The organism is Pseudoxanthomonas sp., from assembly GCF_002863005.1.
Classification (GTDB): Bacteria; Pseudomonadota; Gammaproteobacteria; order Xanthomonadales; family Xanthomonadaceae; genus Pseudoxanthomonas_A.
In genome coordinates this window covers 34878-50697 of sequence record NZ_PKDG01000052.1, presented here as the reverse complement: position 1 = coordinate 50697, position 15820 = coordinate 34878, and the positions used below count along the sequence as shown (strand labels likewise).

Sequence of the window (15820 nt, the reverse complement as noted above, 5' to 3'; positions counted from 1 at the left end):
ACGCCAACGCAATCCGTCTTTGGAGAACGAGATGAGACACGCCTTCGCGAACATCGCCTTCACCCCCGCGGTCCGCGACGCGCAGGCGCGCGACGGCAGCCACGCGCAGTACGCACGCGCTTTCGAGTCCGGCGACGAGGTGCGAAATGCCGAACTCGGCGCTGACGAAGCCGCCTTCATCCATGCGCAGCGCAGTTTCTACATGGCGACCGTGTCGGAAACCGGCTGGCCGTACGTGCAGCACCGGGGAGGCGCGCCGGGTTTCCTGCGCGTGGTCGATGCGAAGACACTGATGTTCACCGACCTGCCCGGCAACCGCCAGTTCATCAGCGTGGGCAACGTCGCCAACGACGACCGCGTGGCGTTGATCCTGATGGACTACACGCACCGGCAGCGATTGAAGTTGCTGGGAAGACTGAGCGTGGAAGAGTCGCCAGGCGAAGCACGCACCGAACGCACCATGACGATCCACGTCGAAGCCTTCGACTGGAACTGCCCGAAGTACATCCCCATGCGCTTCGAGGCGGAGGACGTGCAGCGCGCCCTCGCCGAACGCGACGCGCGCATCGCCGAGCTGGAGGCGCAGGTGGCGGCGATGCGAGGGACGTCCCATCCGTAGCCCGGGTAAGCGCAGCGCACCCGGGGTCCGCGAGCGCTACGGCTCGCCCGTTCCCGTCTTCACGTCACCTATCCCCGCCCGGTCGTTTGGCAGCACGCCTCGCGCCATAAAACGGTGAACGCTGGAATGCGGCCATGCGGCGACGGTCTCTACCAGGCCATGCTTGACGGGATTGATGTGCACGTAGTCGACAAGTGCCTGCAACTCGGCTTCGTCGCGCACGGTGCGTTCCCAGTAGCGCGGCTGCCACGGCGATCGCCCACCGGCCGGCACGACACGACGAGTGAAGCCCTTCTTGATGTCCTGCCACAGGCGCGGATAGTCCGCGGTCGCATCGGCCATGCGGATCACGGCGTGCAAGTGATCGGGAAGCACGACGGCGGCGATCACCACGTGAGGTACGCGCTTGGCGGCCGCACGCCAGGCAGCGCGCAACGCATCGACCTCGCGGACGAGAAGATCACTCCTGCGGTCCCGCAACGTGACGGTGAAGAAGTACGTTGCGCCAGCAATCCGATTGCGGCGATACCTGACCATGCCGCGACCATAACGGAAACCCGTGCCCTGCAGACCCCCGACAAGACTCCGTAGCCCGGGTAAGGCCAAAGGCCGCACCCGGGGATGGGAAGGGTTACGTGTGAAGCACCCCGGGTGCGCTGCGCTTACCCGGGCTACGCAGATCGATTGGCTCAGGTCCCCAGCAGTTCCACGTCGAACTTCAGCGTGGCATTGGGCGGGATGACGCCGCCAGCGCCGCGGGCGCCGTAGCCGAGGGTGGCGGGGATGATGAGGGTGCGCTGGCCGCCGACCTTCATGCCCTGCACGCCTTCGTCCCAGCCCTTGATGACCATGCCGTGGCCGAGGGGAAAGATGAAGGGCTCGTCGCGGTCCTTGCTGGAATCGAACTTCGCGCCCTGCTCGCCGTTCTCGTACAGCCAGCCGGTGTAGTGCACGGTGACGTTGCTGCCGGGCTTGGCCTCGACGCCGCTGCCGACGACGGTGTCTTCGTACTGCAGGCCGGAGGCGGTGGTGGTGAATGCCATGTGGAGCTCCTCGTGGGGATGGGTATGTTCGTGGCGGTAGTTTATCGCCCGAGGCATGTGGGCCGGCGCCCGGCTCACCGTGCAAAGGGTGCGGATCCCGTTGGAAAAAGGGATCGGACTACATGTCGCCAGGCGCGAGAGGAGAAACACGCTGGCCCCTGCTTCCGGCAATCGCGGTTGGACTTCGGGGTGCTTTGAGGGCGATGCCCTCAGGGTCCGAAAGATGACCTCAGTCCTTTCCTGCCTGAAAAACAGAGTGGATCTCCCCTCTCTTCCCGACGACTAATTCGATAGTTGACAGGCCGATCTCGCTGCCCATAAGCTGGCGACAACTACAGAATTAGTGGTTCTCCATGGCCCGTCCCCTTTCCGCATCCGTGACCGAGGCCGAGCAGGCCATCCTCGAGGTCCTGTGGGAGCTTGGCGAAGGCTCCGTCCGTGATGTCGCCAATGGATTGGCCCGGCACAAGCCGGTCGCCTACACCACGGTATTGACCATGCTCGGCGTCCTGCACAGGAAGGAACTGGTCGAGTTCCGGCAGGAGGGCCGGGCCTTCATCTATCGTCCTACCCTGACCAAGACCGACGTCCGGGACCGCGCACTGCACAACCTCATGGCGCAGCTGTTCGACGGCTCGCCGGATGCGTTGGCGGTGCACCTGCTGGAGCACCATGACCTCGATCCGGCGAAGATCGACGCCTTGCGCGACAAGGTGCGGCGCGCCCGCGCCAAGGCCGGCAAATGATCAGCGCAACGGCGGACTGGCTCCTGCAGGTGGGAAGCGCGCACTTGCTTGCGAGCCTGCTCATCGTGCCGGTCGCCTGCATGACGTCGCGGTTGCGCGCGATCGCGCCGGAACGACGCGCAGGGCTGCTGTTGCTCGCATTCGCGCTGGTGGTCCTGGGTCCGGCGGTTGCGCTGCAGGCGGGGGGGCTGTTCGCGCCCACCTTGCAGATGGTCGGTGGCGTCGAAACCGCTGCGCCCCGCCTCGCGGACCTGCCGGCGACGTCCGCGCAGTCAGCTGCGCTGACGGGCATCGGTATCACCCCCGCATTCGCCGTGCTCCTTCTTGCGGTATGGCTGTCCGGCGCCGCGTGGCACGTCGTACGTTTGCTCGTTGCGCACTTCGGCCTGCGCCGGATCGTGGCATCGTCATACCGCGCGCGCGGATTGGAAGATGCCTGCAGGCCGCTGATACCGACAGATGTGGACATCCTCGTGACTCCCGCTTTCGGTCCCGCCGCCATCGGCATCCTGCAGCGCAAGATCCTCCTGCCCCGGGCGATGGCGCTGGACCTGCCCCCGGACGCGGTGCGGGCCGTGGTGCTGCATGAGGCCACCCATCACCAGCGCAGGGATGTCCACGCGCTGCTCGTCCAGCGCCTGGGCGAGGCCGTGTTCTGGTGGAATCCGCTGGTTCGCAAGCTCGGCAGGGCCGCCGATGCCGCCCGCGAGGTGGCCTGCGACATTCGCGCGGCCCGCGCGTTCGGTGCGCCGACGGACTATGCCGACGCCCTGCTCGACTCGATCACGCACCTGGTCCCTGCCCCGCAGCACGCCAGCGCCCAGGCGCTGTGCGCCGCCGCGTCGCTCTCGACGCTCGAGCGCCGCATCGACGCGATCATCGAGTCGCCAGATTCCCCCTCCCGCATGGGCAGGATGCTGCTGCCGAGCATGACGGGAGCGCTGATGCTGCTGTGCATCGGGGCTTCACTCGCGGCACCGGATGTCGGGGTGCGGCAGGCCGTCGATGCGTCGGCGACGGTCGCCGCGCGCCATGGTCAGGCCGTGCCCCAGCATGAAGCGGCCCTGCTGGACCTGCATGACCGGCACTCCCGTGCCGTGTACGAACGGCATGACCGCTATACGCAGACCTTGCTCAGTCTCACCGAGCCCTACACCCGTGAGTCGAATGCCCTCGCGGAAGCACCGCCGGACGACGGTAAGGACGCGCGCCTCGAGCGCTTGAACGCGCGTTACAACCGCCTGTTCGCAGACAACGAATCCCGCTTCCGCGAGGCATCGGCGCAAGCAGAAGCCCGTTTCCTGACCGCAAGAGCCGCACTCGGCAATCCATAGCCACATCGCGCACGCCCATGATGGCGCCGAGCCAACAACCGTAACCCAAGCCTCACAACCAAGGGGTTCTTTCCATGAAACGACACGTCGGGTGGCTTCTGGCCGCCACGGGATTCCTTTTGCTCCAGACAAGCGCGGCCGTCGCTTCAGGTCGCGTCGATCCGGTGTTGCCTGATGACGCTCGGGTGCTGCAGGAAGACACATGGGGCCGCACCGTTTCCGGTATCCCTTTCATCACACCGGCAGGCTGGAGCGTCGAGGCCTCGGGCAGGCGGGTCCTGATGCGGGTCCCGGCCGATGACGCGAGGATCGCGCTCGTGGATGTCGATTCCGGCCCCGCGGAGCAGGCCATCGCGCGGGCATGGAAGGCATACCGGCCCACCGAGGTGGCCACCTTGCGCAGCCGCCGCGACCGACCCCTGCGCGACGGCTGGTCGTCCATCCAAAGCTACACCTATGAAAGCGAAGAAGGTCCTGACCGGTTTCTGCGTGCGCAGCTGCTGCAGGGAGGCGACACCTGGATCGCGGTGATCATCGACATGCCGGCGACGGTGATGGATCGCCGCGAACCGCAGGTCACCCGAGTGCTGTCGAGCCTGCGTGCGAAGGGTTATGTGCCCGAGACGCTCGTCGGCAGGAAGGTGCAGACGTTCGATGCCGCACGGATCGCCCGCCTCGTGCAGTTCGTGGAGGACGCACGGGTTCGCCTCGGGATTCCCGGCATCGGCCTGGGCGTCGTGCAGGACGGCGAAGTGAAGTATGCGGGCGGGCTTGGCGTCCGCGACGTCGGCGGCGACCTAGAGGTCGATGCGTCCACGCGCTTCCTGACCGCCTCGATCACCAAGCCGCTGACCTCGCTGATGCTGGCCAAGCTGGTCGATGCGGGCAAGCTGGAGTGGGACGCGCCAGCGGCGAAGATGCTGCCATCCTTCAGGGTCGGCGATGCCGCGTTGACGCAGCGCCTGCAGGTCAGGCACATGATCTGTGCCTGCAGCGGGATTCCCGCACACGACATGGAGACGGCGTTTTCCGGCGACGAGATGAGTCCCGATGACGTGCTCGGCGTGCTGGCCGGAATCCAGCCAACCGCACGCATCGGTGAGCTCTACCAGTACTCGAACCTGATGGCGGTCGCCGGCGGCTACCTTGGCGGCCACGTGGCGCATGCCGGGCTGCCGCTGGACCAGGCTTACGATCGTGCGATGCAGGAACTGGTGTTCGATCCGCTTGGCATGGCCGCAACGACGTTCGATTTCGATGCGGCGATGCAGGGCAATGTCGCCTCGCCGCACGCCACCACCCTCGACGGCGAGACCGTCGTTGCGGACATGGGCCTCAACCGGATGTCCATCGTGATGCGCCCGGATGGCGGTGCATGGAGCAACGTCGACGACCTCAACCGCTACCTGCAGATGGAACTCGCCGGCGGGCGACTTGCCGATGGTCGCCGCTACATCGGCACCGCGGCGCTGCAGGAACGCCTGAAGGGGCAGGTGGCGCGCGGCGGCGTGGAGCAGTGGTATGGCATGGGCCTGAAGACGGACCGAAGGCACGGCATCCTGCAGGTGACGCACGGCGGGAGCATGCCGGGCTACCAGACGGAGATGACCTGGTTCCCTGAAAGGAATGCCGGCTACGTGCTGCTGACGAATGCCGATGCGGGCGTGGCGTTGCGCGGCGTATTGGTCGATCGTTTCCGCGAGCTGCTGTTCGATCTCGACCCCCAGGCGGAGGCCGCGCTGGCGGCGGTGCCGCCGCGCATGGAGGCCGAACGCAAGCAGCATCGCGCCACATTGACCGTGCCGCTTGCCGCGGAAACCCTGCAGGCACTGGCGCCGGTCTATGCGCATCCCGTGCTGGGCACGATCCGCGTCGCCACCGAAGGGTCGAAGACCTGGTTCGACGCCGGCGGCTGGCGCACGCAGGTCGCATCGGTGGCTTCCGACAGCGGGGTCGTGCTGGAGTCGATCACGCCCGGCCTGGCGGGGTTCCGCTTCACGGCATCGGCAGTCGACGATGCGCGCACGCTGGTGCTGGATGACGGGCAGCGGTCGTATACGTTCCGGGAAGAACAACACGGTGTGCGCTAACTGCCGCATTGCGAAGCCGGAACGCGGAGTCGAATAGCCTGTGCACGCGGTTGCAAGAACAGGACGCGGGGAGAAGGGCAAGGAGCGGGGCCAGAGTACGTTTCACCATGTGCGAGGTTGTAGACGTACTCTGGCCTGTCCCTGTGGACTTACTGGGCGTGACCCGCATCGAGGTGGTGCGCGCCGAGGGTGTCAGTCTGAGCCCGGAGCACGCGCAGGTCGCGGTGGCCGGCGCACCGGAACAGGCGGCCGAGCTGAAAGTGGCGTGATGCAGATGCAGGGTGAACGATCGCTCGGCAGGCGGGACGCGTGGCGGCTCGAATTGTGTAGGCCGATGCGCTGTTCAATCGCTTGGAAGAAAAAAGGCGAGCCGAAGCTCGCCTTCTGCATGAGACTGCACTCGTTCTGGGCCTGCCGGACCCTATTGGCGTGTTCGTGGCCGCGCTTGCAGGTATTGACGCTTGTCGCCGGCTCTCTGTCCTTTGGGATCCACGTTGGCACACACACGGTCGCCGCAGATGACAACATCGGATGCGTAGTAGGCCTGGAGGACGGGAATGGCCTCTTCGTACCGCACGAGTTCCTCTTTGACACTGGTAAGTTCGCGGCGGTAGTAACCCAGTACGGCCCAGCCGACGAGCAGCACCAGCAGCAGGATCGAAGCGGCGGTGGCGAACCACATCCAGACCGTCTTGCTGGCCCCCTGCAGGCGCGCGGATGTGGCCGATACGGCGCGGTCATATTCTCTGGCGACGGGCGAAACCGCGTCCTTGGCTTCCGTGGCGATCTGGGCGCTGGCACCTCTGACAATCCCCGTCACTTCCTCTCGGAACTGGCCCACGTGTTCCCGCAGTGATTGCATCTGCTGACTGAAAGAAGCGCTCATGCGCGCTTCTCGCTGAGCCATCTCCGAGCGCAGCATCAAGATGGCCTTGATGGCGCTTTCCGCGTCGCCGTTGTTCATCCTTGTACTCCTACGCGCTCGTTGGGCGCATCACATGCGCATTGCCGTTCCCTGGTGTGCCTGGACTCGTTGCTGCTCCTCCAGTAGCTGCTGCTGGGCCAGCATCTGGTCGCCCGTCTGCGTCATGCGCAGCCCCTCTGGAGAGTGGGAGAACTCAATGGCAACGCGGTCAAGTTCCTTGCTGTCGCCGCTCAACAGGGACGCATAGGCTCTGTTGACGAAGGAATCGTTGAACGGTCCGTGCTCGGGATCACGTCGGCTTTGGCGACCTTCGATGTCAGGAGCGGGGGCTGGAACGGGCGGGACAGCGCCGCTGAGGCCTCGACCTCCCTCGATCATCCGTCCGTGCTGCTGGTCGTCCGGACGGTACGGACCTGCCTGCGGTCGTACGTCGCCTGGCCCGCCCAAGGTGATCCCCAACTGGCCGTTCTGGAAGTTCTCGATCACTGCAGGCTCGCGCAATGCCTGATCCGAAGCCAGGGTATCGATAACCGTGAGGTTGTTGTTCTCAAGAGAATATATGAAGCGTCCATCGTCGCTGCGGTAGGTATCGGCAGGATCGGATCCGATGCGTGCGCCTCCCGTCAGCGCCTGCCCGCCCCACCGCACCTCGCCCACACCGTCGCTGTCCATCACGGAGTCGCCGGCATCGACCACGTAGGTGTCGCGGCCTTCACCGCCTTCCATCCGGTCGCGGCCCTGCCCGCCGATCAGGATGTCATCGCCGCGGTGGGCACGCAGCGTGTCGTTGCCGCCTTCACCGATAAGCAGATCGTTGCTTGCGATCTCCTGTGGATTCTGCCCGTGCGACATACGCCGCGAATCGACAGTTGCAGCATAGTCCTGGTCAAGCTCTTCCGTCGTGGTGCTGTGCTGCTCACGCCTCAATGCGGCGTTACGACTATTGACGCGGTCACTGTTGGTATCTGTAGGGTATTCGAGGTTGACCTCACCACGATCGCGCAAGTCTCTGCCGGGATCGAGGTAAATGCGCCCCGCATTGAAACTGGCGTCGGTCAGCCTATCGGCCAGATCCGGATACTCCTGTCGAAGCTCTCGTAGAAGCGCAGTGCGAGCCGGTCCGAGTGCATCCGCTATGTTAGGAACACTTCCGTACTCATCGACAAGCGCGGGATAATCGCGATTCGCCTGTGCGATGCGATTCCGCCGGGCGGCTTCACCGTCAACCGTTACCCCGAAACCACGCTCCACGCGGTCGATCTCGTCGCGATGAAGTTGATACATGCGGTAGACGTTACGAGCTTCGCCAGATGTGACGTTGCCAGGGTCGTCATACAAGCCGAACACCTGCGCCTCGGCAAACCGGCGCTTTCGAAGACCAGCTTCCGCCTCGTTGTTGCTACCCCAGCAGTTATAGCGCATCTGGAACCACGCCTCTGCGCGATCACCGTCGCGAACCGCACCCATGATCGCGTGCTCCGGAACACCACTACCGGGAATGCCACTGAGCATTCCCACGCCGCGATTGTAGGCAAGTGAAACGAGGGCAATCCGTTCATCAGAGAGTGGCATCTGCAGGCGGTTGGCCGGCCCCTCGTACTCCGACATGGATGCCCGGAGCAACTGGTCGGACTCGGCTGCATTCAGCTGTCGCGTGAACGTCAGACCAACTCTGGTCCTGTCGTCGACTGAAGCGGCATCGATTGCAGCCAATGTTCGCCACTGCTGCTGGGTCAGCTCGATGCCACTCTCTCGCCAGATCGCAACATTGTTGTTCCGATTGAAGGTATATCCCCAGCCTATTGTCGCGCGGTTATCACCGATGTCTTGTGCGTGCGGATGAAGGCCCTCGGACCCAACTATTACCATGCGGAGTTTGCGATCGTACTCCGCCTGGCCAACTTCCCTGTAATCCATGTGGTCACCTCAGCGATGTGGCTGTATGGTCGTCATCCATGTTTCAATCCTGTCTTCTTATCGGGATACCACGGCAGTCGGATTCCTGCTCATTGCCCGACGGAGCACTGCTCGACTTTGTCAGTACATCGTCTCCCGCGATGATGTCGATGTCCCGTTCGCTTCTACGAATGGTATCCCGCATCTTCCAATGCATGCAGCGACCATCGATGGTTGCCGCTACGAGATAGATACCGCCGCTACGCATGCTTTCTATGGCCAGGATGGCCGTATTGCCGATGGCGACGCCGCGGACAACCCCACCTTCGTCGATCTGGGAAAGCCGCGCCCTCGCGCCGAAGGATTCGCCGCTGATCTTGTCGCCTACTTGGGAAAGATCGACATTGAACCCGCCACAGTCCGCGCCCGGGTCGGTCTTGTCGCACCATTGCACTGACCAATTGCCATTGAAATCTGCTTTAACAGCCTGCGCAGGTGAGGTGGACGCACAACCACCCAATCCAGCGCACGACGTGATCAAGGCAAGCGCAGACGCTTGGATTGTGAATCTTGGGATTGCCATGGGGTCCTCCTGACCTTGTCCTGACAGTCGGCAGTCTGCCAGAGACGGGTAAGTGCCACAGTAATGTGCCCTGCCGGCGATGGTATTGATGCTGGGCACACACCTTGGGTGCGCTATGCCCTGAATCATGGTTCGTCAGACGGGATCTCATCCGGCCATCGACAGGGAAGCGCCTGTAGATCATGCAACGTCGATAGTGCGTGCTCTGATTTGTCTTCGCTCAGCACCCACTTTCCGCCGATGATGCTGTCCCCGGGCCACTCGCCTCGCGCCGCTGTGCCGATCACGCGCCAGTGCAGGCGCTTGGGTGTAAGGGTTACGACAGCGACATTCTTCTCCCCGGTTCGCGCGTTGTCGATCACCAAGACGGCTGCATTGCCAACGACCGTGCCGAGCACCGAGCCCGGCTCGCCTTCCTCCAGCTTGGACAGCCTCGGCGCTGCGGCGAAGTGTTGGCCACAGATCCGCTCCCCACGTTGAACCAGATGCAGGTCGAACGTTCCACATGGGTCTTCCGGGTAGTTCCGGTCGCACCACTTTGCTGACCAAGCGCCGTTGAAATCCGCTTGATGAGCCCGGATGGGTAGACGGGAGGCGCACGCGACCACGCCGGCACATAACCCGACAACCAGACTCACGCGAAGACCGCGGCCTGCAAGTCGATTTCCATTCACCATGCATCTGCTCCCTGTCTGGTTTCGATGCGCTTCGATGGCGGATAGCTCTGTCGGCGCTGTACGGCCTGACCAGGCAGACGGCTTGGGCCGGCATCGGAAGCCTCCGTGTAACGCGCTACCGGGTGCGCTGCGCTTACCCGGGCTACGTCCGACGGCGACCTGACACGAAAGGCGAGCCGAGGCTCGCCTTTCGTGCATCGTGCTGCGCTCACGCCGCCGACTCAGGCTCCTGCCGCCGCTTGCGGTTGAACCGGGCGCCCAGGGCCTCCTTCAGCGTGTCCAGACCATCGCCGCGGCCGGCGACCTTGAGGTGGGCGTAGCCTTCGAGGGAGGCGACCATCAGGTCGCTGCCGAGGGCCATTTCGCTGTCGACCATGCGGTCGTAGACGCGCTGCAGGCGGGCGAGCAGCGGGCGCAGGGCGTCGAGGGCGGCCAGGTCGGCGCGGTATTCGTCCACGTCGAAGTTGCGCGGCAGCACGTCGGGGTGCTTGCCCAGGGTGATGACGGCCTGGCGGCAGAAGGCTTCGGACTTGTCGCCCATCTTGGTCAGCTCGCGGCGCTCGTCGGGGGTCAGGCCGATCAGGCCGGTGAAGCGCTGCTCGAGCGTGGCGATGGCGTCTTCGATGGTGACGAGGTCGGCGTCATCGAAGCGCAGGGAGATACGGTTCTGGGGCATGTTCACTCCATTGATCACATTGAAAGGACGCGTCGGCGTTCATCGCCGACGACCGCAGCCTAGCGTGCACGCGCGCGCATTGCCTTTCACATTTGCAGGATGCGCGCGCAGTGAGATGGGGCTCGGAATGCCGATGATCGGGCTCGGAATCCCATCGATCGCTTTCGGATTGTGATGTCCGGAGCTTTTTGCCTGGCGGATGGCTTTCGGAAAGCGAGGGTATGGCTCCCGGAAAGCGATCGATGGGTCTTTGAAAGCGATCGATGGCTTTCAATGTGAGAGCGATGGCTTTCTGAGAGCGATCGATGGGTTCTGGAAAGCGATCGATCGCTTTCGGAAAGCCATCGACGGCATGGGAGAGCCCGGCGCTTGGGATTCCGAGCCTGATCGATGGAGCTCAGGGCTCCATCGATGGTGCTGAATGGGAGACGGATGGCGCCTGGAACCCCATCTCACGTGCGGAACATGAGTCGCGCCACGTTTGCGGAAGGCGGGCGCGAGCAGAAACCGGCGTAGCCCGGGTAAGGCCAACGGCCGCACCCGGGGCAAGGAAGGGTGACGTGTGGCGCGCCCCTCAGGGCGTTGGCGCGGGTTCGGCCGTTGGCGCGCGCACGGCGTTCCAGTTGAACAGGAAGTTGCGGTGTTCGGCCCAGGTCTGGCCGGTGGCGGTGTCGCCGGTCAGGCAGATGGCGGTGTGGTACGGGCCGACGCCGTCGGTGGTGCGGAAGCTGGCGCAGAGGCGGCCGCGGCTGTCTTTCCAGCGGCCGGCTTCGATGGTGCTGTTGTAGAAGCTGCCGGTCACCGTGCCGTCGGCGTTGAGGGTCAGCTGCATGGGCTGGGTGTAAGGCTTGGCGGGATCGGTGGTCAGGTCCACGCGCCAGGTGCCGTCCAGCGGTGTGGCGCAGGCCAGGACGGGAGCCGTGGACAGCAGGGCGAGAGCGAGGACGCGGCGCATGGGAGATCCTGAGGGGGAGTGCCGTGGGTGGCAGGCTGGTTCGCTACGGTGAGCGATGGCGTATTGGATGCGGATCGTGGTGACGCAGGAGGCGTTGATTCAATCGGGCCCTCGTCGGCTAGTCGAGAAACTACTCTGACCCCTGTTTCGCGCACGCGTCGGGCGGGCCCTGGCCGACGGTACGTGCTGCCCCTACCCCGGGCTACCTGTCGGGATGTGTCCGGGTGAGGGGCGCACGCACGTGTTGCTCAAGGCGGGCTTACGATGCGACGCAGGGGGAAGCCTGGCGCGTCACGAGGCTGCATGCGGTGCAACAGAGAACCGCACCCTTCCCTCACGCTGCGGAGACCCCCCCATGAAGACCTTGCTGCACCTACTGCTGCTCGTGGCCGCATTGCTCGCGCCGGGCTACGCCCACGCCGACGACGCCCCGCCTTCGGTCCAGGCGCAAGTGATGCCGCTGCTCGACGAGATGCTGGCGGCGGCCAATGCGCACGACACGGACCGGTTCATGGCGCTCTATGCGCGCGGCGATGCGCTCGTGGTGCAGTTCGACGACCAGACACTGCGCGGGTGGCAGACGGTGCGGGACCAGCAGGACGAGTGGTGGGCCGGCGGCACGTCCGATGCGGTGTACCGCTACCGCGCGGCGCCGGAGATCACCGTGATCGCGCCGGATGTGGTCAGCACGCTGCAATCGATGGAGGTGGCCAGCACGATGCCCGATGGCAAGAAAGGGAGCGTGCTGGTAGTGGCCACGTCCGTCTGGCGGAAGCTGCCGGAGGGGTGGCGCATCGTGGTGGCGCACGAGTCGCTGATTCAGTAGTGCGCTCGGCGGCTAGAAGAGAAACGTACTCTGACCCGTGTTTCAGCGTGCGGCCACGTCAGCCGGGGCGGCGTGCGAACCAGCGGCGAACGGGCGGCAGGAAAAGCATGCCGGCGACGGCGATGCGCAGGAGGGAGGCCAGCGTAGACATCCATTCCGTGAGCCACAGGCCGCGCCGGACCAGCATCAGCAGGACGAAGGCCGCGATCACCGTCGTCATCACCAGCCACACCCTCGCCCACTGCCATCGCCGCCACAGGGCGACGCACATGGCGAGGCAGTAAGCGCCGTTGACCGAGGCCACGGCGAGGAACATGCCCATCTCTACGGATGCGCTGCTCCACAGTGAAAGCACTTCAAGCACGTAATGCGCCAGGTAGCACGCCAGTGTCGCCAGCAACACGGAAGGCATCGGGGGAATGTCAGGCGCCGGAAGCACGGCGGTCGGCGCTTCGTAGGGGTTGGGCGATTCGCTCATGGTGCCGTGCCGGAGGCCGCCTTCATCGCCAATGCTTCAGCCAGCAGCGACTCGTAGAGCTGCAGGCGGATGCGCTTGAGGTTACCCACCGTCATGACGATATAGAACAGCATCAGCCCGAAGCCGAGGAGCAGCTGCCAGAGCGGCATGTCCAACAGGTCTTTCCAGTTGCGCAGGAACAGCCAAGCCGAGACCAGGACCGGCAGCACGCCGAGACGCTCCAGGCCGCCGGTGAACATGCCGATCCTCACGCTGATCTGCGCCAGCGTCAGCCGCGCCACCCTTTGGTGCTCGGCCAGGGCGTGCTGCGGTTGTGCGCTCAGCCACGCGAGCAGGGTCCGGAACTGCGGGAGGTCGTGGTCGAGCTGGCTGACCTGGTCCGCGCGCCACGTCCACAGCGTCCAGCCCAACACGCCGTAGGACCGGGCGAGGCCGGGCAGCAGCGCCAGCAGGAACACGGAGAAGCCCACTTGCGCCCAGACCACCATCCAGCGTTCGGGCGGCATGAACTGGATAAGGATGAACGGGACGAAGGTCAGGAAGGCGGCCACGCCACCGATGAGGTTGGCGATCCGGTAGGGCGGCGGCGTGTCGAGGATCGCAGCGGGACCGTCCGGCATGTCGCGAAGGCGGCGGTCGAGTTCGGTGAAGCTCAACGGGTTCTCGGTGGTCATGCATGGTGTCCTTTCCGGCGGGGCTGGTCAGCGATTCATGTGCACGAAAATGTACTCTGACCCCATTTTTTTACAGCGCGTTGAGCTGGGTTGCCGCATCCAGTGTGTCGTCGGACCAGATGCCGCGCCCGGCGATGGTCAGTTCGAGCCAGAGGCGGAGGCAGAATTCCCTGGCTTGCGGTTCGTCGAGTTCGATGACGTGTTTTCTCATGGCCACTCCTGTTGATGTCCGGCGTCGCGCGGGTGATTCGGACGATAAGATGAGCCCATCAAAGGGCACGCATGCGCCGCATGCGTAGGGCCGAAAGCCACGCTCAGGGATGGGAGCGTATCGGTGTAGAGCCCCCGGGCGCCACGCTTATCCGAGCGGCGCGACTCGTAAGCCCATCGCTACGTACCGCCTTACAATGAGTAAACAACGGACTCTTGAGCTCATGACCATCACTGCACTACGCCCGACACAGGCCTCGCTCGAAAGTGCCTATTTAAAGTCCCTGAAGATGGAGCGCCTTGGACGTGTGGTCCTGCTTGCAGGCCCGAATGGCGGCGGCAAGAGCCGAACACTAGCGCTGATCGAAGGGCTAGCGCAGAGCCACAACGCGCGGATGCAGTCGATCGCCAGTACGATCGCCATACAGCAACCCGTGTTTCCTCATGTGACTCTGGGGGAATCTAGTCCCGAGATAAGCCGGCAGGTGGAAGGTCTCGGCCCAAGGCAAGTATGGGTCGCAGATCCTGGGGAGGATCTGATAGTGGTACGCGTCCAGCCGACCGCCACTACTTTCAGGGGCTCCGATCAAATGAGCCTGGGCGAAATTAGTGCCCTGGCTGATTCCGCGAAGGACAGCTCTATTGTCGATTATGCTGATCGCGCTGTCGCCTACTTTGTAGACACTCTCCGCGTCGCGAGGAACTCCAGGGTTAGTTCACCGCCTAAACCGGATGCATCGCATCGGCAAGCTCTTGGACAGTCGCTCGCTAACTTCATCCGTCAACTCGTAGGAGTTGAGATCTCCATTACAGATAGAGACCAGCTCTTTATCGATGGCCGTCCACTCACCAGTCAAAGTCTATCGCCAGGTCAGAACATCTTGCTGCAGATGAGCGCAGTTATACATTCGAGGGCTGGCCTTGATAGGAGCTATGTTCTTGCGTGGGACGAGCCGGAGAATCACCTTCATCCTCACGTACTCGTTCAGGTTGTGGAGAGTCTGCTCAATTCGCCTGGCACGTCTCAGATTTTGATGGCTACGCACTCCGTTCCCCTGATCGCTCACGCTACGAACATTGATCCTGGCTGCTTGTATGTCGCGCGTGACGGTCACGTTGGACCTGCCGGGAGTGATCCCACAGGAGTTCTGACGGATCTGCTCGGCAATGACGAGGGAGTGCGAAAGCTTCACCAGCTGACAGGCGTTCCAGAGGAACTTGCAAGTTTCCGATTTGCAGCTCAGAGCCTGCTGGACGCAGGCGTAGCCGGACACGTGCATATGGATCCACAAACGGGCCAAGCGATTAGTGGCTTGGATCTTAAACAAGGCCGTACGGCATTGCTGGACTTCGGAGCGGGCAAGGCAAGGTTGCTCGAGGCGCTTGATGAAAAGTTGGGAGCTCAGCTGGCGGCCACCGTGGACTATGTCGCATATGACCCAAGTAAGACTTATGCCAACGTACGTGAGTGCCTTCTGGATAGGGTATACGGATCCTCACAGGGAAGAAGTTTTCAGAGCATTGATGCCATAAAATCTGCGCACGGAGAATCGCACTTCGACTGCGTAGCAATGTGCAATGTACTCCATGAAATCCCTATCGAATCGTGGCTGGAGTGCCTCTTGCAGGCTGCCAGCCTGTTAAATCCTAAGGGGCGGCTGGTGATCCTTGAGGACCAAGAGATGTCGGTCGGCGAACTTCCACACCCGGGAGGATTTCTGGTTCTGGATGAGCCCGATCTCAAATTGATGTTCCGGCTCACTGGTTATGAACTGGCCGGCATGGAGCGTAAAGAAGAGCGGGATGGGCGCCTTACTGCTCACTGGATACCCGCAGAGCTTGTCAGCCGCGTGACGCAGGCATCAGTTCGCAATGCAGTTAGCTCAGCGCATGATCGGGCGGCAGCTTCCATTCGCGAAGTGAGAAATCAGGCAGGTCCGAGGACCTATAAAGCCGCAGTCGCCCATGCGCGTTGGACGCAACAATTCGTCAACTCGCGACTCTATTTGGATCAGCAGGCTCCTTAGCGCACAGCCACGGTACGTTCGTAGGTCGCACTCAGGGATAGAGACATATGCGCGGACCGGA

17 protein-coding genes are annotated in these 15820 nt (G+C 63.7%); 6 read left to right on the top strand and 11 right to left on the bottom strand.

Features of this window, described 5'->3' with window-relative positions:
• The first annotated feature begins 31 nt into the window (after positions 1–31).
• Positions 32–619, top strand: a complete 588-nt coding sequence (locus tag CYU89_RS17550) for a pyridoxamine 5'-phosphate oxidase family protein (RefSeq protein WP_296282826.1) — start codon at positions 32–34, stop codon at positions 617–619.
• Positions 620–655: 36 nt separating this feature from the next.
• Here the strand turns inward: CYU89_RS17550 and CYU89_RS17545 are convergent, their stop codons facing one another.
• Together CYU89_RS17545 and CYU89_RS17540 are read right to left on the bottom strand one after the other, a co-directional pair.
• Positions 656–1156 carry a transposase gene (locus CYU89_RS17545; RefSeq protein WP_296282825.1) on the bottom strand — a complete coding sequence of 167 codons (501 nt, stop codon included), beginning with the start codon at positions 1154–1156 and terminating at the stop codon, positions 656–658.
• A gap of 152 nt (positions 1157–1308) precedes the next feature.
• Positions 1309–1662 (bottom strand): FKBP-type peptidyl-prolyl cis-trans isomerase, encoded by a 354-nt coding sequence (locus CYU89_RS17540; protein WP_296282824.1) that lies wholly within the window; start codon positions 1660–1662, stop codon positions 1309–1311.
• 353 nt (positions 1663–2015) lie between these two features.
• Between CYU89_RS17540 and CYU89_RS17535 the strand changes: the two genes are divergently transcribed.
• The 3 genes from CYU89_RS17535 (at position 2016) to CYU89_RS17525 (ending at position 5832) form a co-directional block, all read left to right on the top strand.
• Positions 2016–2408 carry a BlaI/MecI/CopY family transcriptional regulator gene (locus tag CYU89_RS17535; protein ID WP_296282823.1) on the top strand — a complete coding sequence of 131 codons (393 nt, stop codon included), beginning with the start codon at positions 2016–2018 and terminating at the stop codon, positions 2406–2408.
• Positions 2405–3742 carry a M56 family metallopeptidase gene (locus CYU89_RS17530; RefSeq protein ID WP_296282822.1) on the top strand — a complete coding sequence of 446 codons (1338 nt, stop codon included), beginning with the start codon at positions 2405–2407 and terminating at the stop codon, positions 3740–3742. The genes CYU89_RS17535 and CYU89_RS17530 overlap by 4 nt, the downstream gene beginning before the upstream one ends.
• Before the next feature lie 281 nt (positions 3743–4023).
• A complete protein-coding gene (locus tag CYU89_RS17525; RefSeq protein ID WP_296282821.1) occupies positions 4024–5832 on the top strand; it encodes a serine hydrolase domain-containing protein in 1809 nt (602 codons plus the stop codon).
• A 421-nt stretch (positions 5833–6253) separates the two neighbouring features.
• Here CYU89_RS17525 and CYU89_RS17520 read toward each other — a convergent pair whose 3' ends face one another.
• From CYU89_RS17520 to CYU89_RS17495, 6 genes are all read right to left on the bottom strand, one after another.
• Positions 6254–6796 (bottom strand): hypothetical protein, encoded by a 543-nt coding sequence (locus CYU89_RS17520; RefSeq protein WP_296282820.1) that lies wholly within the window; start codon positions 6794–6796, stop codon positions 6254–6256.
• A gap of 30 nt (positions 6797–6826) precedes the next feature.
• Positions 6827–8674 carry a hemolysin gene (locus CYU89_RS17515; RefSeq protein ID WP_296282819.1) on the bottom strand — a complete coding sequence of 616 codons (1848 nt, stop codon included), beginning with the start codon at positions 8672–8674 and terminating at the stop codon, positions 6827–6829.
• Between the two features lie 43 nt (positions 8675–8717).
• The gene (locus CYU89_RS17510; protein ID WP_296282818.1) at positions 8718–9236 is read right to left on the bottom strand and encodes a hypothetical protein; all 519 of its coding nucleotides are present in this window, start codon (positions 9234–9236) and stop codon (positions 8718–8720) included.
• Positions 9237–9361: 125 nt separating this feature from the next.
• Complete coding sequence (locus tag CYU89_RS17505) at positions 9362–9874, bottom strand: hypothetical protein (RefSeq protein ID WP_296282817.1); 513 nt, start codon at positions 9872–9874, stop codon at positions 9362–9364.
• Between the two features lie 247 nt (positions 9875–10121).
• On the bottom strand, positions 10122–10589 hold the full coding sequence (locus tag CYU89_RS17500) for a hypothetical protein (RefSeq protein ID WP_296282816.1): 468 nt from the start codon (positions 10587–10589) through the stop codon (positions 10122–10124).
• A gap of 574 nt (positions 10590–11163) precedes the next feature.
• On the bottom strand, positions 11164–11544 hold the full coding sequence (locus tag CYU89_RS17495) for a hypothetical protein (protein ID WP_296282815.1): 381 nt from the start codon (positions 11542–11544) through the stop codon (positions 11164–11166).
• A gap of 355 nt (positions 11545–11899) precedes the next feature.
• On the opposite strand from CYU89_RS17495, the gene CYU89_RS17490 reads away from it, so the two are divergent.
• Complete coding sequence (locus CYU89_RS17490) at positions 11900–12370, top strand: nuclear transport factor 2 family protein (RefSeq protein WP_296282814.1); 471 nt, start codon at positions 11900–11902, stop codon at positions 12368–12370.
• A gap of 58 nt (positions 12371–12428) precedes the next feature.
• On the opposite strand, the gene CYU89_RS17485 is transcribed toward CYU89_RS17490, so the two are convergent.
• From CYU89_RS17485 to CYU89_RS17475, 3 genes are all read right to left on the bottom strand, one after another.
• The gene (locus CYU89_RS17485; protein ID WP_296282813.1) at positions 12429–12848 is read right to left on the bottom strand and encodes a hypothetical protein; all 420 of its coding nucleotides are present in this window, start codon (positions 12846–12848) and stop codon (positions 12429–12431) included.
• Complete coding sequence (locus tag CYU89_RS17480) at positions 12845–13522, bottom strand: hypothetical protein (RefSeq protein WP_296282812.1); 678 nt, start codon at positions 13520–13522, stop codon at positions 12845–12847. The genes CYU89_RS17485 and CYU89_RS17480 overlap by 4 nt, the downstream gene beginning before the upstream one ends.
• Positions 13523–13592: 70 nt before the next feature.
• Entirely contained in the window at positions 13593–13733 is a 141-nt protein-coding gene (locus CYU89_RS17475) for a hypothetical protein (RefSeq protein WP_296282811.1), read from the bottom strand.
• Between the two features lie 196 nt (positions 13734–13929).
• Here CYU89_RS17475 and CYU89_RS17470 point away from each other — a divergent pair, with 196 nt between their 5' ends.
• Entirely contained in the window at positions 13930–15759 is a 1830-nt protein-coding gene (locus CYU89_RS17470) for an AAA family ATPase (protein ID WP_296282810.1), read from the top strand.
• Positions 15760–15820: the final 61 nt, after the last annotated feature.